Genomic DNA, 21,410 nt, shown 5'->3' on the forward strand with positions numbered 1-21,410 from the left:
GAGGTTACGCTTTCTCAGCAAGGATAATGCGCAATGTGCGACGCAAAGGCTCTGCTGCACCCCATAGCAGTTGGTCACCAACGGTGAATGCATTTAAGAAATCATCTCCCATCGCCATTTTACGCAGACGGCCAACAGGAATAGAAAGCGTGCCTGTGACTTTTGCCGGTGTTAGCTCTTGAGCGGTGATATCACGATCATTTGGAATCACTTTCACCCAGTCGTTGTGCGTGGCAATAATCTCTTCGATTTCATCCATTGGCACATTTTGCTTAAGCTTAATCGTCAATGCTTGAGAGTGACAACGCATCGCGCCGATACGAACACAAGTACCATCGATTGGTACTGCTGCATCTTGGAAACCAAGAATCTTGTTCGCTTCTACACCCGCTTTCCATTCTTCCTTGCTCTGACCGTTGTCGCGTTTAACGTCGATCCAAGGAATCAAAGAGCCAGCGAGCGGCACACCAAATTTATCTGTTGGGAAAGAAGAGCTACGCATAGTATCTGCAACTTTCTTATCAATATCCAGAATAGAACTTGCAGGGTTCGCCAACTCTGAGCTTACTGAATCGTTGATGACACCCATTTGAGAAATCAGTTCACGCATGTTTTGCGCGCCGGCACCAGACGCTGCTTGGTATGTCATTGCACTTGTCCATTCAACCAAACCTTTCTCGAATAGACCACCAAGCCCCATTAGCATCAAGCTCACCGTACAGTTACCACCAACAAAGGTGTTAGTGCCGCCGTGAATGCCTTGTTGAATTTGCGCTAGGTTCACAGGATCTAGAGTAATAATAGAGTCCTCTGCCATACGTAATGTAGAAGCGGCATCAATCCAGTAGCCTTTCCAACCTGCTTGACGAAGGGCTGGGTAAACTTTCTCTGTGTAACCACCACCTTGACACGTAATCACTGCATCAAGTTGTTTTAAACTGTCAATATCGAACGCATCTTGAAGTAGACCCGCTTCTTTACCAACTTGACTGTTTACAAATAGGGGGGCTGGAATACCTATTTGAGATGTGCTGTAGAAAACAGGTTCGATCAAATCAAAATCTTTCTCTTCGACCATGCGCTGCATAAGCACAGAACCAACCATGCCGCGCCAACCTACTAAACCTACTCTCATTGCTTTAACTCTCCATGTATATTTTTGATATCTGTCACCATAGTTCAATTTTCGACACAAAATCTCAAGCCCTAATGTGCAAATAACCGCAACTTTTTTAACCTTCAGGCGAAAAGTTCACTACCCATTCCCTTTTTTATGCTTTTGTTCCTACATATGACCAAATTCATCTCAGGATAAGTGACGATTTTGCAAAACATGGTCTTACCACTCAATGAGAAAAACAACATTTGAAGCACAAAATGTTCACACCACAAAACATTTATGACCACTTAGATTAAAGTTTTGTGGTGGTAAATTTTACATGCAAACGTTTGTACGGACTAAAGTCAAGATAAAGCACCAAAAGTTCGAAATATAATTTTTGTTAATGTATGTTATGCGCGATTACAACAGGGAGCGGCTTTCCTCTATTGCTCCGAGAACGACAGAGGCACACATGAAGCAAGTTACAACACGCCTTCCTAGCCTGACTCAGGTACTGATCTCGCTAGGTTTATTTCTACTTTTGGCATTTTCATTTACAGCCAAATTAAACCTACCTATCCAGCTTGCACTGTACATTGGTTGGTTCATTATTATCCTACTCGGATTAAAACTTGGTCATAAATATCAAGACCTAGAAAAGGCGGCGTTAAATGGTATTTCTAACGGACTTGGCGCAGTATTGATCCTACTCGCGGTTGGGGCACTAGTCGGGACTTGGATTTCAGGCGGTATTGTTCCGACCATTATCTACTACGGTTTAAAAGCCATCCATCCATCTATATTCTTACTTGCGACCATGATTATCTGTTCGTTGACGGCGTTAGCGACAGGAACATCTTGGGGCGCGGCAGGTACCGCAGGTATTGCAATGATGGGCATTGGTCAAGGCCTAGGCGTACCTGCACCCATCACCGCCGGTGCCGTACTATCTGGATGTTACTTCGGTGACAAAATGTCGCCGCTTTCAGATTCCGTTATTCTTGCATCTTCTATGTCAAACGTAGAAGTGGTTGAACACATCAAAGGCATGCTGCCTATCGCCCTGATCAGTTACATCATTACTGGCATCATGTTTACCGCGTTTGGTTTCCATTTCGCAGGTAAAGTAGACATGAGCCAAGTGGAATCTGTCATTCAAGCAATGGAACAACAGTTTTACATTACCCCTTATTCCTTTGTCCCTGTGATCATCGTGTTGGCATTGTTGGCACTGCGCATGCCTTCGTTCCCAGTGATCAGCTTTGGCTCTCTATTAGGAATTGTTTGGGCTGTCATGATTCAAGACGTCGACTTCCTCACAGCTTTCAACACCGCTTGGGCACCATTTGCGATCACTTCTGGCGTCGATTTTATCGATTCCATTCTAAATCGTGGTGGTATGTCTTCCATGTTAGGCTCCGTCGCAGTGATCGTATTTGGCCTTGGTTTTGGTGGCTTGCTCGATAAAGTTGGCGTGCTAGAGACCATCGCAAAACTGTTCGAGCGACGCGTACAAAGCGCGGGGTCACTTGCAACAAGCACCATCGGTACTGCATTTATGGGCAACGTCTTTGGTTCTGCAATGTACGTATCATTGATTTTGACACCGAAAATTTGTGCCAAAAACTATGATCGCTTAGGTTACAAACGTAAGAACCTATCTCGTAATGCGGAATTTGGGGGTACATTAACCTCTGGTATGGTGCCTTGGAGTGACAACGGTATCTACATGGCAAGCATCTTAGGTGTCGCGACATTATCTTACGCACCTTATATGTGGTTGAGCTTTGTCTGCATCATCGTCACCATCTTCACCTCTTACATGGGATGGTTTGTTGATAAGTGCGAGCCGACGGCTCCAGCAACAGAAGAACAAACAGAAGCTGAGCTAAAGCAACAAACAGCTTAAGTCTTCATCTTTCCATAGATAGAAACCTTCCATAAATAAAAAAGGACCGATGACTCGGTCCTTTTTTGTGTTTGCTATCTCGTATTGTGACTTCTAAATGATTACGCCGATTTAGTGCTGGCTCTTACCGCTGAGCGTTTACCCAGCGTATAGCCCAGTATCAACGGTGCAAAGAAAATCACTAAGATGAACACGATAAAGTAGATAATGGTACTCTTCACCAATTCGATCAGCTTATCCATTGCAAGATTCACCACCTCTTGAGATACGTGGTCTAAATCTTTCGCAAATTTTTCACGCTCGCTTGTGATGATCTGTGCGATCTCTTGACGCTCTCTTGCAACCATCACTTCCAACGCTTGGCGCTCTTCACTCAGCTGAGTCAAACGTTCTTCCGTTTTCTGATCGATATCTTCAACCAACGGCTGCAACTCTACTGCCATCTGTTCGGCTAAATTACGCATGTATTCAGGGTTATTGTCGATAAAGTCTTTTAGCGATTCGGAGGTTACTTTCAAACTATTCAACGCCGCGTTGACTTGCTCAATGCTTGCAGAGCTGTTTAAAGCCAACAATTGCGCTTTCCAAGTCATGATTTTGGGCGTTTGTTCCGAAACTAAACTTAGGCGATCCGATACATCACCAATCGCCTCTGGCATCGTGCCAAGCGTCGTTACCGCGTCTTCTTCGTTGATTTGACTTGCTTCAAGCCAAGCACGATATGCAGGAGTTCGAATCATACTTAAGTCAGCAAATGGATACTTCTCAACAAAATTGGCGACAAATAGTTTTGTTTTGCTATACACCTCTTTCTTCAATAAAGATTGCGCGAGTTTATCCACTTCCTTTGCTAAATGCGCAGACACAAGCTTTGCTTCATCGGAGATAAATAAATCTTTACCCGGCCCATGATGGAAAAATTGATTCATCTGATGAGTGAACACCCAAGTATCGATCAATGATGCCATTGGCGACACTTGATAAGCCGCCGCTTGCAATCCCTCTTCTGCATTTATCTTCCACAGCAGAATGTAGGATTGATGAACCTTATCTCTTGGCTCATAACGATCGTGCAGCACATCCGCAGCTTGCTCAACTTGAGCGAAAAACTGCTGAGCATACTCTCGAGTCATGATACGCATATTCAGCTCTTGCTGAGTTAATGGAACGGTTTGACTGTCAATTTTGATTTCTAATAAAGAACACCCAGATAGCAGTAAAGCCAAACAAGTCATCATCACAGAGGACAATCGGCGAAAAGACATAAATATACCCATGTTTAAAAATCTATAACCTTTACTTTAATATCCAGTATTGTAAGTCAGAGAAATATCAATCTGTTAGCAGTTTTCATTGTCGAGAACTTGCTGGGCAAACGTAATGCTCTGCTCAAGAGTATGGCTCAATTGATTGATCAGGTCTTCTGACACTTGCTCGCCACTTTTCAATGCGTATTCAATATCTCGAGCAATACCATATAAAGGCATGGCACCCAAGCTACCCGACACCCCTTTTAGGCTATGAACAATGCGCTGAGCACTTTGCTTTTCACTTTTTAGTTGTACACGAAACTTTTCTGCGTCATCTTTATGCTCATTAATGAAAACCTTTAACAGAGTGCGAATTGCATCCTCATCTCCAGACATAGAATCGAGCATTTTTTCGATATCTAAAACTGGAGAAAGATGAACAATAGTGCTTCTCTCGAATGCCGTCACGGGAGAAAGTTCTGTCTTTTCTTTTTCTTTTTCTTTTTCTTTTTCTTTTTCTTTACCAAGATATTGAGGTTCATGCGGCACGCAATTTTCACCCGCACTTATCGTGCTGTCTTTTGAATCAGACGCTGGCCGGTTATCACTTGTTGGCCTCATTGCTTTTGTTCGTTCATTAAGAAAAAACCAAGTAATCAGCGCGATAACACTACCACTAAGCAATATGACAAAGCCGAGGTAAGCCACAAGCTTTTTCTCCAGCTCAGCACTAATAGAAGCAAGTTGGTTAGGCAACTCTGGTGTCAGTAATTTATTCGCTAAATGGCCGCCTTGAGCATGAGCGGCAAGTACATTTGATGTTTGGGCAAGCCGACGTAAGAATATAGATTGCTCATGCTTAGGAAGTGTTTGGGATTCCGTAAAAAGAGAATCGAGCTGACGGTAAGTATCAGCACTGGTCGCAGACTCGCTGAACATAGATTCAAACACAAGCGCTCCAAGTCGATAATACATACTTTTAAGTTGTGCCGAATTCGCGTTTGACTCACGGCTCTTATAAAGCTGATCCGATAAATCCATTAACGTACTATCACTGGCGATAAACACTCTTGCTTCTTCGAGAAATCGGTCTGTGTTATAGAACAGTTGCGTTAAGTCCGGATTTTTACTTGAGCCATCGGATTGGCTTTCTAATTGAAGGCGAACGGCTGAAACGAGTTGTAACTTAAGGGAGACTTGATCAATATGCTGAGCACGATAAGGCAGTTCGAATTGAAATATATTACGAACTTCATCGACCTTACTTCCAAGCTCTTTCACGGTCAAAATGGTTTGCATGGTCTGCTGGGCTTGGAACCATGCTCCCAACGTTAACGTTGCCCATAACGCGATCAATAGCCATACAACACCATCGCGCCCAATTTTACGCTGCCGCACTTTACCCTGCCCTCATTATTTGCTGATGCTGATATAGCAAGATTTGTTGATATAGCGATATTTGTTGATATAACAAATCTTTACTCTAAACTTCTCGCAAAATTTGAGTATAGATGATCATCGGTTCATGAACCGATTCTTAAGTCATAAAAAAAGAGAGCACATGGCCCTCTTTTTCAATTAATTGCGACTCAACTGATCTTTTAGGTTCGGCGGTGTGCCTTTGATCGTCAAAGTATCGGTTTCTGGATCGTAAAAGATTCGCTCACCAAGCAGTAAACTATCAAAACTAATATTTAAACCACCGCCAGCACCCACATATTTTGTAAGTTTACGAACGGTAGAGCGGTCACCAGGGAAAGAGTCTTCCAACTCGTAACCTTGCGCCTTGGTGAAATCCACAAAACTGGTGCCGTCTTGACTCGTTGGTAACTCACCAGACAGTTCCGCAATCTGAACTTCATCGCCAGACTTAATCTGTTCGTTACAGTAGTTATAGACCTGTTTTTTGTATTCGTTCGCTTCTTGTTTTTCTAACTTAGAATCGGCACAGAAATCTTCTACCGCCTGCATCAACACTTGGTTTTGCTGCTTCGTATCTAGGCCAATATCTGCTTGTAAGAAATCGAGGAAGAAATCGGCCACTTTACGGCCAACACGGCCTTTGATGTAAGAAAGGTAACGATTTGATTCACGATCGGTGTCGTAGCTAGACAAATCAATACGCGCCACGATGTCCATCTTGGTGATGTCAAGATAATCCGTTGCGCTAATGTCCAAACCTTCTGTCACTTTCAAACTTTGGTTCATTGGTAAAATACCAATAAACAAATAATCAGTCGCCAGACTCTGGTACTCGGCAAACACTAAAATACCCTCATCGGCGAATGGGTACTTCACCAGTTCTTCTTTCAGCCGATTTGCACTTAATTGTGAGAAGTCATAGAAATCACGCTCACCTTTGCGCATTTCTTGAAGCCAAAATTGGAATTCGCTGTCTGATTGGAAAGAACCAAACCCCTTTCCTGCTTTTGAGTGGAATACACGATGCAATTCCGCAACCAGGTTTTCGGTTGAAGTATTGTTTTCTAGCGCGGCTGGACGAAAGTTAACAACCAGTTCGTCCTGGTCGTTTTTGCATAGTTGATGCAAAATGACATTTGAAAGATGAAGGCTCATAGTGATTTTATCTTGCTACAAGGTTTTAGTTGTTAGGCATTGTAGGTTATCATAAGCCGCTTTTACTATCATTATTAGAGTCTTTATGCCGATTACATCTAAATATACTGACGAACAAGTAGAGAAAATTCTTGCTGAAATGGGCGCTGTTCTAGAAAAACACGCTGCTTCACCAGAGTTGACGCTAATGATTGCCGGAAATATTGCAACCAATGTCCTAAACCAACAAGTTGCTGCTTCACAACGCAAACTTATTGCTGAAAAATTTTCTCAAGCACTGATGTCTTCTCTTGAAGTGCCAAAATCACACTAATCACGGAAAATAGAACAAGTACATGGTAGACAGCGGAAACTCATACGGCGAACGCGTATCTCGACTGGTTGGTTGGGGTCACTGGTTTGCATTCTTCAATATCGTAGCTTCGATGTTGATTGGTACACGCTATATCGTTCAGTCGCCTTGGCCAGAAACCTTAATTGGGCAGTTTTACCTTGCCGTATCTTGGGTTGGTCATTTTGGCTTCCTCGTTTTCGCTCTATACCTGTTAGTTCTATTCCCGCTGACGTTTATCCTGCCATCTAGGAAATTATTCCGCTTGGTGGCAGTGATATTCGCCACGATTGGCCAAACGATACTTTTGGTCGATACCCAGGCGTACCAATCAATAAACTTGCACCTGAACCCTGTGGTTTGGGAATTACTGTTCAGTGAAGATAAGAGTGCAATTAGTGCTGACTTGCAGCATCTTTTTGTTGTTATGCCTCTGATCTTCCTTGTTCAACTGGCTCTTTCTGAGTGGGTTTGGCGCAAACAACGTAAACTGTCTCACAAGCACATAGGCCGTCCACTTGCTGCCATATTTTTCTTAAGTTTCATGGCTAGCCATTTGGTTTACATTTGGGCCGATGCGTACTTCTATAACCCAATAACGAGCCAACGTTCTAACTTCCCGCTTTCCTACCCAATGACAGCGAAAAGCTTTATGGAAAAACATGGTCTTCTTGATCGTGAAGAGTACCTAAAACGCTTAGCAGAAAACCAAGAGAACGTAGATTTAATCAACTACCCTCTCGAAAAACTTGAATTCAATCGTCGTGGCAGCAAGTTAAATGTGCTGATAATCAGCATTAATAACCTCCGAGCCGATGCGCTAAACCAAGACGAAATGCCAAACTTGTATCAGTTTGCGCAAGACAACCAAAATTTTGTCAATCATTACAGCTCAAGCAATGACACTTACGGTGCGTTTGGCTTGTTCTATGGCCTTCCAAGCAGCTATGCGAGCGGTATTAAAGCGCAAGGCACAGCCCCAGTGCTACTTGATGTCCTTAACGACCAAGAATACAGTTTTGGTCTATTCAGTGGTAATGGCTTTGAAGATGATCTGTACTCAGAAGTCATCTTCCGTAATCTTAACCTTGCCCAGCAACTGGATGGTTCTCAGGCACACACCGACAAACAATCCATCAATGATTGGAACAAGTGGCTTACAGAGCAAGCAAAACAACCTTGGTTTAGTTTTATTGAAGTGACAACCGTAGATAACTTTGAATCGGAGCCGACTTCATCTAATCAAGAAACATCAGCAGGCGAACGTTTCAAGAAAGCGTACAAACAAGCGGTCAAATCTGCAGATATTACCGTTGATAGCGTTCTTAAATCCTTAGAACAACAACAGCTTCTCGATAATACAATCGTCATTATTACTTCCAATCATGGCAGTGAGTTCAACGAAACTAATACGAACAGCTGGGGAGCCAACAGCAACTATAGTCGCTACCAGCTTCAGGTACCAATGATCATTCACTGGCCTGGAATGATGCCTGGTGAATTTTCTCACAGTACGAGCCACCTCGATCTTTCTGTGACGCTATTGCAAGATATGCTAGGGGTTTCTTCAAACCCTTATGATTACAGCAGCGGTCGTAATTTATTTGATGAAAGCCGTCGTCGCTGGATCTTAGCAGGAGATACTCGTGAGATAGCATTGATAACTGGCGCTCAAACCACGGTTATCGATAAATTTGGTAACTACAAGCTATTTGACGACAATTACAAACGTCTAAGAGAGACCTCGCCTAAGCTACCTGTGCTTATGCAGGGACTGACTGAACTACAGCGTTTCTACTCAAAAGCGAATTAATGATAATAAAAAGCTCTCCCTTCGAGAGCTTTTTGTCTATTTAGCAAGCAAACAACACAAAATCGCGCACGAAACGTCCAAACGAATAAGATAGGGGTTTACATGCTTTTCAAAGCCTTATATTATTCGCGTCAACAACGGAGAGATGGCTGAGTGGTTGAAAGCACCGGTCTTGAAAACCGGCGTACGTTAATAGCGTACCTAGGGTTCAAATCCCTATCTCTCCGCCACATTTAGAAAGCTCGCATTTATTGCGGGCTTTCGTCGTTTTAGGGCAGTGAACGTTTCAAACGGGATTTTGAAATCCCTAGTTGAGCGCAACCCCGGCACTCCGCCACATTCAGTAAAAAGGCTCAAACAAAGATTTGTCCAAATCCCTCCTTGAATGCAAGCCCAGCACTCCGTCACACTTGGAAAAGATCTGCTAAGCCATTAGCAAACTTTTTTATATTTATGCCTCGTATCTCAACGGTACTGTTGCGATCAAGTTTGAACCTGTTTCTTCAGCCTTATAACCCTATCCAAGCACGTTATTTAAAACCGACTAAGCAAGAAAGTTGCTCGTAATTTTGAATACTCTCAACTACTCTCTATTTGCTCGATAGGAAAAGAACTACAATCACTGTCAGCAATCAAAGCTTGGAAGGTACGACATGAAAAGTAAGTTAAAATTAGGTCTTGAATCACTGTTTGCACCACTACCAAAAATCGAAAAATACCTGCATTTTTCCGTACTTTTCTGGGTGCTACTACAATTACTTTCCAGTGGTTTAATGCATGTACATGGAGATACTCCTTTAGCCAAAATTAGCGACCTCGCTTTCATCCATATTTACTCCGGGTTAGCATTACTTCCGGTTAGCCTGCTCTTCGCCGCCAAGGTAATCATGCGTCGTCAATATCAAGATCTTTATCCTTGGCTATCTGGTCAATACCAAGTGATAAAAGATGATATCAACTCACTATTAAGACTTGAGTTACCTGAAGCCAAGCCATCAGGCTTAGCGGCAACAGTAGAAGGCCTAGGAATATTGGCACTCATACTCGCAGTGGCGACCGGCTCAGTTTGGTATTTGACGGTTTTAATGAGTGGTCCAAATGAATGGCTATTATCCATTCACAAGCTTTCCGTCACCTTTATCCAAATTTATTTTTTGGACATGCCTTATTTGCAATGCTGCATTTCGCTTATTGGTGGCGCCAATCCTCTGAGCAATAAACTTAGTCTCGACGATATTCGTTCAAATCAATATGATGACTATAAATCAGTAATTTAGTGCCGTTAACAAAAAATGTCAGGGGATTTGTTAGGTATTTATAACTGTTCATCACCAACAAACATTCTTATTATTCGCCTCGGCATATAGCAGTCTCTTCTTACTGCGTAAGCTAAATCCATCCATTCGTTGTGTATAACAACGTCTACGGCTAGAAAAATAAAATGGGGCAAGGATGCCCAAACTCAAACAATGAACATACGGATTTGCTCTCAAGCTCCCACTCGCTAAAATCCCCTATCAACTTAATCACACGATTGGAAAACATCATGCGCTGCACAGACCAGTTGCATGTGAAGTGGTACAAGATCGCTATGGTCAGTTCGATACCCACCACCTACCACAGCAGCAATAGGAATAGATAGGTCTTTCATTAATTGCATTAAGAACCGATCCCGCTCATAGATCCCTTGTGTTGAAACGTTAAAATACCCAAGCTCATCGTCTGTATGGATATCAACACCCGCGTCATAGATCACCATATCAGGCCGGTGGAGATTAACCGCCATTTGCACCACTTCTTTGAATGTCAGCAAATACGCTTCATCGCCGGTCCCTCTTCCTAGAGGCACATCAAGATCGGAATCGGGTTTTCTTGCAGGAAAGTTCTTATCACAGTGAAAAGACAAAGTAACAATATCAGGCTCATCTTCACATAGCGTTGCTGTCCCATCCCCATGATGCACGTCACTATCAATGATCAACACTTTATCGACCGACTCTTTCGCTAACATATGCTTCGCAGCAATGACCAAATCATTAAACAAGCAAAAGCCACTACCAAAATCTCTATGGGCATGGTGATACCCTCCACTTAAATGTATCGCCACTCCGTGTTCCAAGGTTTTATCTGCCGCCAGAACGGTGCCCGCGGCTGAGGTCAGCGTTCGAGTAATCAGCGCCTCACTCCAAGGGAATCCAATACGTCGCATTTTTGCAGCAGGCATTGTGCCATTGACAAGGTGTTCGACATACTCCTCATCATGCACGCGTTTTATCTCTTCTACTGATAAGGACTGTGGTTGGAAAAACGCAATACTGCCTCCCCAACGATCGTTCATCATCTTCTCTTTTACCGCTTGATAAAGATAATGGTATTTCATGATGGGGTAACGATGATCATCAGGCAGTGTAAGCTGCGAGTAGATAGGATGGTAAATGAGAGGCAGCATCAGATATTCTTGTTGTTGATCGTAGTTAAATCTTACCAAGTTGCTAAGCCGATACCAATCGTTGGGAATAATCGTTATCAACAATGGGACTTTTACTTGCGACTACGCTCACCTTGAGTGAAGTCACACGATAATTAGTATTCCTGCCCCCCGACTCAAAAAAGCAGACAAAAAAAGAGGCAACCTGCTGGCTGCCTCTTGATATTAAATCCTGTTCCGTTGTTCGTTGACCACACGAACATATAGGGATAAAACCCAAATTCTTATCCCTATGAGTTGACTAGTTAACGCGGTATTTCGCGATGATCTCTTCGTCAAGTTCAACACCAAGTCCTGGTGTGTTTGGTACTGCTACGTAACCATCTTCAAATGCGATTTGGTTTTTCACTAGTGACGTAAACAGTGGACTAGTGCTTTGAGAGTACTCAATTAGGTCACCGTGCTCACGAGACGCTAGGAAGTGAACCGTTGCTGCAATCAAAATGCCGGTTGAGAAACCGTGTGGAACCAGTTTCATTCCCGCCATGTGTGCCATGTCGTAGATCTTCACCATTTCAGTGATACCGCCACAGCGTGTTACGTCTGGTTGAACGAAATCCGCACCTGATTTTTCAATGAAGTTAGCGAACTCGTAACGCGTTGTTAGCGTTTCGCCACCAGCCAATTTTTGCGTCGTCGATTGAGAAACCTTACGGTAACCTGCTAGTACGTCATCAGTGATTGGCTCTTCAATCCATAGTAGGTTGAACTCTTCTAGCTTCTTCGCCATTTCAATCGTGTGGCCAGCCGTGCGCCATGCACTTGCTAGGTCGATCGCGATTTCAACGTCTTTGTTGATGCCACGTGCAGTTTCACAAACTGTCTTGATGATTTCGTAGTCAGTTTCAGCGTTTTTACCTAGTGGACCACCACCAAACTTCAGTGAAGTGAAGCCTTGAGCTAGAAGTTCTGTCGTGCGAGCAACGTTCTCTTCTTTCACAGCTGATGGGATGAACGTACCGTATGCGCGGATCTTCTCACGGAATTTACCGCCTAGAAGTTGCCATACTGGCACTTTGTAGAATTGACCTGCGATGTCCCATAGCGCCATGTCGATAGCAGAGATAGCGTGGATCATGGTAGAACGACGACCTGCGTAGTGCGTGCCGTTGTACATCTTAGTGTATAGACGTTCGATTTCTAGTGGGTTTTCACCAATTAGAAGACGCTCAAGACCTTGAGACGAACCGTGGCTTTGTGTTGCTTTGATGCATGCTTCGATCATCATTGGTGAGCTATCAGATTCACCCACACCAGTAATACCAGCGTTAGTATGAACGCGGATGAGTACACCATCTTCACCCCATTCACACGCTTCATCAAGAGCAGGAACGCGTAGGTGGATAACTTCTACTTCAGTAATTTTCAATTCGTTAAATTGCATTTTATTTCTCTAATATTGGCAATGATTCTTTCGTATATATTCAAATTGTGGAGCGATTTGATTTGAGAGAAAGAAGCTGTCAGCACTACGGCTGACAGCCAATTTGATAGGAATTACGCCGCTGCTTTTTCTTGTACAACAGGCTTTTTGATGAATTTGTCGCCTGCAGTGTAAATACATAGTGCGATAACTACGGTCACAACACCTGCCAGTTTTTGAAGTGTCATTACCTCACCTAGTAGGAAGTAAGCAACAATCATCGCAAATAGCGGAAGAACGTTCAGTGCCATTGTAGTGATAACCGCATCTTGTGTTTTTAGTGTTGCCACTTCCCATAGCGCGTAAGCGATACCAGAACATAGCAAACCAAGCGCTAGAATACTGCCGATGTGTTTACCGTTCTCAACCAGTACAGATGCTGAGCCGAAGTCTGCGCCAGTTACTAGACCAAGGAACACAAGAGCGATCGTTGCTGCTGCGAATTGGTAGAAACAGCTAGAGAATGTATCGTAACGAGAGTTTAGGTCTGAGCCGAATTTACCCAAAATGTAGTTGTACGTCACGAAGCCAAGTACACCGAACAGTGCGAATAGGTGACCTAAGTTTAGACCTTGGATCTTGTTCGATGGATCGTAAGCAATCACACCTGCACCGACTAGAGATAGCACAACAGCAAATACTTTTGGTGCAGACGGCTTGATCTTGTCGATAACAAATACCGCTACCATGGTTAGAAACGGAGCCATGCCGTTGATAACACCGATCTCACCTGATGACGTGTATTCGTAAGCAAGAATCGTGAAGTAGAAGAATACCGCTTGCGCAGAAACACCTGCTGCTGCTAATAGAAAACCATCTTTTTTGTTTTGGATTTTCTTAAGCGTATGCTTCTTAGAAAACATAAATAGAACCACAAAGCCTAGTGTTGCAATCGCGTAACGCGCAACAGCTAGAACAACAGGATCCAGTTTACCCGCAAGGACACCGCCTAGAGGGAACGATGCACCCCAAAGGGCTGCACAGACAAGAGCAATAGTTAGACCAAGTGATTTATTTGGAGCAGGTTTACTCATTTTATTTATCTCGTATAAAGGAGTTGCAATAACTCCTTTTGGATACAACTTAATTATTATTGTGGGCAAATACCGATAACGTGTTCTAAACGTTGATCTTTTTGGTAAAGAGAAGCGTAAGCAAAACCAATACCTTCTAGGTTGGTCGGCTCGCCATTTGCAACATCAAACACGCGCTCAACGATCTTGTTCGATACGTTGTCGATAGTGTCTGTTGCATCCATGATTCCACAAGCGTTGATATCCATATCTGCAGTAATTAGAGAGCTGTTACCAGACACTCGGATTACTGGAACGATTGAGTTGTTAAAGCCTGCAGCACCTGCAGTCCATAGGATTAGCTGACAACCAAGAGACGCGAAGTGCATTGCCGCACCACCACATAACATGGTTGTTTCCGTTAGGTAGAAACCTGGTGTTGTTGGTTTCTCACGGTGAATGTGGTTAATGCGAAGACAGTCTTGAATTGGACGAGTACCTGTCTTGTGCATTGCACCTTGTGACTTTTCATCGATCGTCGTTAAACCGCCAACACTGTTACCGATAGACATGGTTTCCGTGCCTTCGATTACATGCCAACGTTTCAGATCTTCAGCGATCAGACGCTCAATTTTCTCACCAACTTCAGGCGTTACTGAACGTGCTTTAAGAATGTCTTCACAACCTAGCAGCTCAAGTAGTTCACCTGCCATTGTTGTTGCGCCCATATCAATTAGTTTGTCAGATGCCGCACCAACAGATGGGTTAGAAGCTAGACCACTTGATGTATCAGAACCACCACACTTGATGCCGATACGCAGTGCAGATACAGGTGCATCAACACGCTCTACGCTATCAGCGTATGCTTTTAGCTCTTTTGCTAACTCAATACCATCTTTAATTGTCTCGATAGTACCTTTGTTCTTAATTACCGTTAGCGTGTGAACTGGAAGACCTTCTTTACGTACTGGCTCTGCAATCATTTGCGGGTCAATTGAACCACAGCCCATTGCAATAACAAGTACGCCCGCGATGTTCGGGTTCGTCGCCGTATGGATGATCGTATCGATCATCTCTTCATTACCACCATACATACAGGTGTAGTGGTTAGTTACAACAACTGAATCATCAATTTCTTTGCTGATGTTACGTGCGAGACCTTCACAACACTCATCAATAGCAACAATCATTACGCTGTTACGAATACCAAATGTACCGTTTGGACGAGGGTAACCTTTAAATGTCATGGTCATTATTGTTCGATCCCCATTTGTTTAATGATTTCTTCGATGATTGCTTCTGGAATGTCTAGGCGCTCGCTGCGAACGTTTTGGACATGAACAAGTTGACCTTGTGGAATTTCAACAATCGACTTACCGATTGAGTGACCACATTTCAAAATGTGCTCATCATTCGCGATATCGCCAAGCGCAATCTTGTTACCAAAAGTGATTTTTTGTAGCGCTTTAATTTCTGCGATGACTTCGTTGTCTGCTGAAATGATCTGAACTAGTTCGTGTTTTTCTACATCACCAAGTAGCGTTGCTACATTGTCTGTAGAAGAAAGTTTTATTGCTTTCATTATATTTACTCTGTCTTATCGTTAAACAGTTAATTGTCCATTGTCCGACAATCGGCATTATACAGCTAAACAAACGACAAAATATGATTGAAATCACATCTTGGTGTAATACTTTTGAATGTTCTGATAAGCATATGATGAAAGATTTATGGAAATGAAAATAAGTAAACAGATTCGCGTGCGGCAAGTAACTGAGTTTATTAGAATTAAGTTGATGAAAATCCGGCTTAATTGAGGAAAGTGATCATCAAACAGAAAACACAAAAAGATCGTTTACTTTTTAAAATGAGATATACGCCACACTAAAGTGATCGTTCAAAGAGGGGTATTTGGTCAAAAAACATCTAGATTGATACACAAACCTCTACCGCAGAAATTACAAAAGCCAACAAACAACATACACAAAAAAATTTAGGTCAGCTTCTTAATGCTGATGGCACTGAGTTACCTTGGTAAACCTTAAGCATCAACCACTTAGTGTTGAATGTTAAAAAATCTATGGCTTTTATCACGCCTACTGAACTAACTAGAGTCTCCCAACGGCTTGAAATTCATCAAATCCATTCCAGACTTAGTGGGAATATGAACCAACTAAGGAGAGTGGCAATGGCTGCAGATAAAGATTTGGTCAACTTCAGTGAGGATCACGAACTCAATTACTGCTTACGAAGTGCAGGAAAACGTCAAACTCAGGCAAATCGTGATGCACTTGTCGACTTGGGCAAACAGGTAAAACAAGATTTAGGTAAGCGCGTTCTAACACAAGATGATGTGCGCGGTGCAATTCACAGCAACGGGGATTTGTTTGACTGATTAAACTCGATATTTCATGAGGCTGATGCACAAGCGGCACACTATGGGCCGCTTTATTTGCTCGTCTAGCCGAGCTCTGCATAGTTGCTAATACGTCGATAGATGCTAGTGCGTCAATAGATGCCTAATACTTCAATAGTGACTTAACGATACCCACTTTTACGATGATTTTCGACTGGCACTACTACTGGGCTTTGCCCCGCCGCTCTTAGAATAGTTTCTCTTTTTCCGTTTAAAGGCAGGCCGTTCCACTTTTGGCAAATGACGTAGCGATTCTGGAATGGGACCAGACTTGACCTCGCCCATCAAACGGTCAATACGTTGTTCTAATGCAAGCATAAATGGCTGATATGCTTGATTTCGCTCTGCCATTCCTTGCAGTTGGTGCTCCCAATTTGCCGTCATATCAGGATAAGTCGCATCCATAGGCAGCGCATGAATGAGGCCTCTGCCCGCTTGTGAGCTAAGAATCGATTTACCCTGACGAGTTAATAATTGACGTTTAAACAAGGTATCCAAAATACCCGCGCGTGTTGCCTCTGTACCAAGACCATCCGTTTCACGTAGGATTTTTTTCAATTCTTTATCGGCCACATAACGCGCAATACCTGTCATTGCTTGTAATAATGTTGCTTCAGTAAAATGCTTTGGTGGCTCTGTTTTACGATCGTTAATTTCACCTTCGCGACAAGTCAGTATGGTCCCTTTTGCTAACGGAGGCACTGCATCAATCCCATCGTCCTCTTTATCGGTTTTCCCCATTAAAGATTTCCAACCCGGCGTCACCAACTGACGACCTTTCGCAATAAATGTCCCACCCGCAATATCAAATACCAGTTTAGCCTCTGCATACACAGCAGCAGGGTAAAATTGCATTAAGTATTGACGAGCAATCAACTGATACACTTTCATCTCATTGCCGGATAACGCATTCACATTAGCTTGCTTTGGCGTTGGGATAATCGCATGGTGAGCATCGACTTTTTTGTCATTCCACGCTTTAGATTTGATAGACAAATCGGCCCCTTTTACGGCGGATTGGAGCTCTTTTGCATTATTGGCGATAGCAGAAGTCACCGAACCCGCTTGAGCATAATGTTCTAACGGCAAGTATCGGCAATCTGAACGAGGGTAAGTGATCAACTTATGCTTTTCGTACAAAGCCTGACAGGTATCAAGTACTTGTTGGGCGCTCATGCCGTAACGTTTTGCGGCATCAATTTGCAGGGCAGACAGCGAATAAGGCAATGGCGCTGACTGTTTGGTTTGCTTTTGCTCTGATTCCGTCACTGTAGCAGGTTGATTCGCAATACGGTTAGCTACGTTCTCCACCAGTTTTCGATTGAGTATTCTTCCCTCTTCGTCTTGCCAAGGCTTACATGCATCACTTGGCTTCCAACGAGCACGAATATCAAACGACCCGTTGTGATCTTGATAAGGAATTAAAGCATGCAAAGTGAAATAGTCTTTGGGAATGAAGTTTTCAATTTCTTCATCACGCCGAACCACTAAGCCAAGCACTGGCGTTTGAACTCGTCCTACTGACAACACACCTTGGTATCCCGCCTTTTGCCCAAGCAATGTGTAAGCACGGGACATATTCATGCCATAGAGCCAATCGGCACGAGAACGAGCAAGAGCAGAAACAGACAGTGGAATAAAATCTCGGTTGCTGCGCATGGAGCTTAATGCACGCTTAACTGCGGGTAAGTTTAAGTCTGAGATGAGCAGGCGTTGCGCCGCCGCTTTTTTGGTTTTCGACAGTTTGCAATAGTCCAAAACCTCATCCACCAGCAATTGTCCCTCCCGATCTGGGTCACCGGCGTGGATCACTTCGGTCGCTTCTTTAAGGAGCTTTCGGATCACCGTGAGCTGTTTACTCGCACTTTTTCTCGGTCTTAATTGCCATTGCTGTGGAACGATCGGCAAATCTGCCATGTTCCATTTTTTATAACGATCATCATAGGCATCAGGTTCAACTTGTTCTAACAAATGCCCGATACACCAAGTAACCACATCACCATTGCCACAGCGAATAAAGCCTTGATCTTTCTTTTGAGGATTTGGCAGTGCCGCCGCAATCGCGCGACCTAAACTTGGTTTTTCAGCAATAAAGAGACGAGACATAAGATTTGATAAATCATGAAAATTAGGGCCACATTATCTAATGTCGCCCTAACAAATCAAGAAAAACTGTACAGATAAACAGTAAACAATGAACGAAATGGATTATAAAAACTCAACAAACTTAGAGAGTTCACGCTCTGGCACTTTCATTGCAGTACAGCCTGGCGTCCCCAAATAAAGAAAGCCGACAATTTGATCGTCGCCTTTCAGTCCAAAAGCTTGGTGTACTTCTGGATGGAACATCCACTTCCCGGAACGCCAAAAACCTTGGAAACCTTGAGCAACGGCTGCCATTTGCATTGCTTGCGCAGCGCACCCAGCGGATAAATATTGTTCTAGAGCCGGTACTTTTTCATGCTCGGTAACTTTGGCAATCACGGTGATCACCATAGGCGCACGAAATGGGGCATTTTTCACTTTTTCAATCACAGCGTCATCACTGTTTTCCGCTTCCGCAGCGTTAACTAAGATATCAGAGAGCTTCTTTAAACTTTCACCTTGAGCGATAACAAAACGCCAAGGCGTGAGAGCCCCATGGTCTGGCGCGCGTAAGCCCGCTCGAATAATATTCTCCAACGCTTTCCCCTCAGGTGCAGGGGCAGACAATTTAGCGATAGAACGACGGTTAAGCAAAAGCTCCAGAGCATCCATGAACAAATCCTTATACAGCAAAAGCATTATTATTGGTTAACTTTAGCATAATCCAAAAATACGAATAACTACTTATTTCTTAAGGCATTAAACAAAAGAATAAAAAAGGCCACACGCAATGTGCGGCCTCTTAAAGTGCAGCCTAGAGCTTATGAAAACGCTAGGACTAGTGAACACGGCTTTACTACAGTTTCACGGCCAGTTTTACTCCTTGACGAATGGCACGTACAGCATCCAATTCACCCGCCTGGTCAGCACCACCAATAACATGCAGTTTTTCACCAAGATGAGACCATTTGTCTTCAAAAGGTCGAACCGATTCTTGTCCAGCACAAATAACAACCTTGTCAGCTTCAATCAAACGCTCCTGACCATCGACATGAATGTGTAACCCCTTATCGTCGATCTTATCGTAAGAGACGCCACCAACAAGATACACACCACGTTTTTCCAACGTACGCTTGTGGATCCACCCTGTTGTTTTACCCGGACCTTTGCCCACACGCCCCTTACGACGTTGAAGAACCCATACTTCTTTATCACTAATAGAATCAGGATACGGATATAAGCCACCTGGCTGAGACATTTCTTTATCAATACCCCATTCGTGAAGCCAATCATCCAGAGTTTGTCCCTCCGGTTCGGTGATCATGGTTGCGACATCGACACCGATGCCACCCGCACCAACAATCGCAACTTTCTCACCCACAGGGGTCTTGTCACGTATCAGTGTTTGGTAATCCACCACTTTGTCTGGGTTATCAACGCCCTCAATGTTCACTTTACGCGGCGCGACACCTGATGCCATGACTACTTCATCATATTCGGTTAGCAAATCGTAATTGGCCTCTGTCGATAAATGCAGGTTTACTCCGGTTTCATCAAGGCGATTAGCAAAATACCGAATGGTTTCACGAAACTCTTCTTTGCCAGGAATCTGCATCGCAAGGCGGAATTGCCCCCCAATACGATCGTTCTTCTCGAATAAATCGACTTTGTGGCCACGTTCAGCAAGAGTAGTGGCACACGCTAATCCCGCGGGCCCCGCCCCTACAACCGCAATGTTTTTCTTCTTAAATGCTTCTTCCACCACAATTTCGGTTTCATAACAAGCGAGCGGATTCACCAAGCAGCTGGCTCTTTTTCCTTTGAATACGTTATCCAAACACGCTTGGTTACAACCGATACAGGTATTAATGAACTGCGATTTTTCTTGTTCTGCTTTAGCGACAAAATATGGATCAGCGAGGAAAGGACGAGCCATAGAGACCATATCAGCATGGCCTGAAGCTAAAATGCGTTCAGCTTCTTCCGGTGTGTTAATTCGGTTACAGGTGATGATAGGAACAGACACGTGAGGTTTCACTTTTTCCGTCACCCAAGTAAATGCCCCTCGAGGTACTTGCGTAGCAATCGTTGGGATCCTCGCTTCATGCCAACCAATTCCGGTATTAATGATGGTCACACCCGATTCTTCAAGCGCTTTCGCCAATTCAATCACGTCTTCAAACGTGCTGCCCTGCTCGACTAAGTCCAACATCGAAAGACGGAAAATAATAATAAATTTATCGCCAACTGCTTTGCGCACGGCTTTGACAATTTCCACTGGGAAACGCATGCGCTTTTTATAGCTACCGCCCCATTCGTCATAGCGCATATTGGTACGCTTACATAAGAACTGATTGATCAGATACCCCTCTGATCCCATCAACTCAACACCATCGTAGCCCGCCAGTTGAGCAAGCTCAGCGCTGTTCGCGAAAGCCTCAATCGTTTTTTTAATTTGACGCTCACTCATTTCACTCGGTGCGAACTTGGCTATCGGCGCTTTCATTCCGGATGCGCTCTGAGCAAATGGGTGCATTGCATAACGACCAGCGTGAAGAATCTGCAATGCAATTTTACCGCCGTGCTTGTGTACAGCTTCGGTCACAACTCGATGAGCTTTAGCATGTTTTGGCTTGCTGAATTCTGCACTCAAAGGATGCAGTCGGCCGCGTAAATTAGGCGAAAAGCCACCGGTCACAATCAAACCAACACCGCCTTTCGCACGCTCTTCATAAAACGCGGCAAGTTTTTGCAATCCTTCCTTGTGCTCTTCTAAACCAGTGTGCATTGATCCCATCAAAACGCGATTTCGTAATTGAGTGAAACCGAGGTCTAATGGCTTTAACAAATGTGGGTACATGGCAGACATCATTCAGCATCCATTTTTATTTTTGTGGTCTGACCAGAGTACGTCTGAGTCATCAAAAAATCAAACGGGCGTTTACAATTTTGTAACACCGATCAATCTCAATCGAAAATATGCCAATTATCGGTTGGGCGTGA

17 protein-coding genes and 1 tRNA gene are annotated in these 21,410 nt (G+C 43.7%); 6 read left to right on the plus strand and 12 right to left on the minus strand.

Annotation, left to right across the window (positions count from 1 at the left end):
- Positions 1-4 precede the first annotated feature (4 nt).
- Positions 5-1,135, minus strand: coding sequence for an aspartate-semialdehyde dehydrogenase (gene asd / locus KHN78_RS02735; RefSeq protein ID WP_211919736.1), 1,131 nt, complete (start codon positions 1,133-1,135; stop codon positions 5-7).
- A 439-nt stretch (positions 1,136-1,574) separates the two neighbouring features.
- Between asd and nhaC the strand changes: the two genes are divergently transcribed.
- Positions 1,575-3,011, plus strand: a complete 1,437-nt coding sequence (gene nhaC, locus KHN78_RS02740) for a Na+/H+ antiporter NhaC (RefSeq protein ID WP_211919737.1) — start codon at positions 1,575-1,577, stop codon at positions 3,009-3,011.
- Positions 3,012-3,112: 101 nt separating this feature from the next.
- On the opposite strand, the gene KHN78_RS02745 is transcribed toward nhaC, so the two are convergent.
- The 3 genes from KHN78_RS02745 to yejK form a co-directional block, all read right to left on the minus strand.
- Positions 3,113-4,276 carry a chemotaxis protein gene (locus KHN78_RS02745; protein ID WP_211919738.1) on the minus strand — a complete coding sequence of 388 codons (1,164 nt, stop codon included), beginning with the start codon at positions 4,274-4,276 and terminating at the stop codon, positions 3,113-3,115.
- A 75-nt stretch (positions 4,277-4,351) separates the two neighbouring features.
- The gene (locus KHN78_RS02750; protein ID WP_223917756.1) at positions 4,352-5,659 is read right to left on the minus strand and encodes an Hpt domain-containing protein; all 1,308 of its coding nucleotides are present in this window, start codon (positions 5,657-5,659) and stop codon (positions 4,352-4,354) included.
- A 180-nt stretch (positions 5,660-5,839) separates the two neighbouring features.
- Entirely contained in the window at positions 5,840-6,838 is a 999-nt protein-coding gene (gene yejK / locus KHN78_RS02755; RefSeq protein WP_211919739.1) for a nucleoid-associated protein YejK, read from the minus strand.
- Positions 6,839-6,923: 85 nt separating this feature from the next.
- Here yejK and KHN78_RS02760 point away from each other — a divergent pair, with 85 nt between their 5' ends.
- From KHN78_RS02760 to KHN78_RS02775, 4 genes are all read left to right on the plus strand, one after another.
- Complete coding sequence (locus KHN78_RS02760; RefSeq protein ID WP_128811274.1) at positions 6,924-7,151, plus strand: YejL family protein; 228 nt, start codon at positions 6,924-6,926, stop codon at positions 7,149-7,151.
- 22 nt (positions 7,152-7,173) lie between these two features.
- Positions 7,174-8,982 carry a DUF3413 domain-containing protein gene (locus tag KHN78_RS02765; protein WP_211919740.1) on the plus strand — a complete coding sequence of 603 codons (1,809 nt, stop codon included), beginning with the start codon at positions 7,174-7,176 and terminating at the stop codon, positions 8,980-8,982.
- Between the two features lie 139 nt (positions 8,983-9,121).
- A tRNA-Ser gene (locus KHN78_RS02770) sits at positions 9,122-9,212 on the plus strand.
- A gap of 423 nt (positions 9,213-9,635) precedes the next feature.
- Positions 9,636-10,259, plus strand: coding sequence for a cytochrome b/b6 domain-containing protein (locus tag KHN78_RS02775; RefSeq protein WP_223917757.1), 624 nt, complete (start codon positions 9,636-9,638; stop codon positions 10,257-10,259).
- Between the two features lie 245 nt (positions 10,260-10,504).
- On the opposite strand, the gene KHN78_RS02780 is transcribed toward KHN78_RS02775, so the two are convergent.
- The 5 genes from KHN78_RS02780 to KHN78_RS02800 form a co-directional block, all read right to left on the minus strand.
- Positions 10,505-11,431 carry a histone deacetylase gene (locus KHN78_RS02780; RefSeq protein ID WP_211919971.1) on the minus strand — a complete coding sequence of 309 codons (927 nt, stop codon included), beginning with the start codon at positions 11,429-11,431 and terminating at the stop codon, positions 10,505-10,507.
- 280 nt (positions 11,432-11,711) lie between these two features.
- Positions 11,712-12,854 (minus strand): mandelate racemase/muconate lactonizing enzyme family protein, encoded by a 1,143-nt coding sequence (locus KHN78_RS02785; RefSeq protein ID WP_211919741.1) that lies wholly within the window; start codon positions 12,852-12,854, stop codon positions 11,712-11,714.
- Between the two features lie 113 nt (positions 12,855-12,967).
- Positions 12,968-13,927 carry a DMT family transporter gene (locus KHN78_RS02790; protein ID WP_211919742.1) on the minus strand — a complete coding sequence of 320 codons (960 nt, stop codon included), beginning with the start codon at positions 13,925-13,927 and terminating at the stop codon, positions 12,968-12,970.
- A gap of 56 nt (positions 13,928-13,983) precedes the next feature.
- On the minus strand, positions 13,984-15,159 hold the full coding sequence (locus KHN78_RS02795; protein ID WP_211919743.1) for a UxaA family hydrolase: 1,176 nt from the start codon (positions 15,157-15,159) through the stop codon (positions 13,984-13,986).
- Positions 15,159-15,488 carry a UxaA family hydrolase gene (locus KHN78_RS02800; RefSeq protein ID WP_211919744.1) on the minus strand — a complete coding sequence of 110 codons (330 nt, stop codon included), beginning with the start codon at positions 15,486-15,488 and terminating at the stop codon, positions 15,159-15,161. The genes KHN78_RS02795 and KHN78_RS02800 overlap by 1 nt, the downstream gene beginning before the upstream one ends.
- Before the next feature lie 606 nt (positions 15,489-16,094).
- Between KHN78_RS02800 and KHN78_RS02805 the strand changes: the two genes are divergently transcribed.
- Positions 16,095-16,301, plus strand: coding sequence for a hypothetical protein (locus KHN78_RS02805; protein ID WP_211919745.1), 207 nt, complete (start codon positions 16,095-16,097; stop codon positions 16,299-16,301).
- Between the two features lie 159 nt (positions 16,302-16,460).
- Here KHN78_RS02805 and KHN78_RS02810 read toward each other — a convergent pair whose 3' ends face one another.
- From KHN78_RS02810 to KHN78_RS02820, 3 genes are all read right to left on the minus strand, one after another.
- The gene (locus KHN78_RS02810) at positions 16,461-18,428 is read right to left on the minus strand and encodes a DNA topoisomerase III (protein WP_211919746.1); all 1,968 of its coding nucleotides are present in this window, start codon (positions 18,426-18,428) and stop codon (positions 16,461-16,463) included.
- A gap of 102 nt (positions 18,429-18,530) precedes the next feature.
- Positions 18,531-19,079 carry an NAD(P)H nitroreductase gene (locus KHN78_RS02815; RefSeq protein WP_128811281.1) on the minus strand — a complete coding sequence of 183 codons (549 nt, stop codon included), beginning with the start codon at positions 19,077-19,079 and terminating at the stop codon, positions 18,531-18,533.
- Positions 19,080-19,263: 184 nt separating this feature from the next.
- Positions 19,264-21,276 (minus strand): NADPH-dependent 2,4-dienoyl-CoA reductase, encoded by a 2,013-nt coding sequence (locus KHN78_RS02820; RefSeq protein ID WP_164837255.1) that lies wholly within the window; start codon positions 21,274-21,276, stop codon positions 19,264-19,266.
- Between the last annotated feature and the right edge of the window lie 134 nt (positions 21,277-21,410).

This window comes from Vibrio sp. B1REV9 (assembly GCF_905175395.2).
Lineage (GTDB): Bacteria > Pseudomonadota > Gammaproteobacteria > Enterobacterales > Vibrionaceae > Vibrio > Vibrio alfacsensis.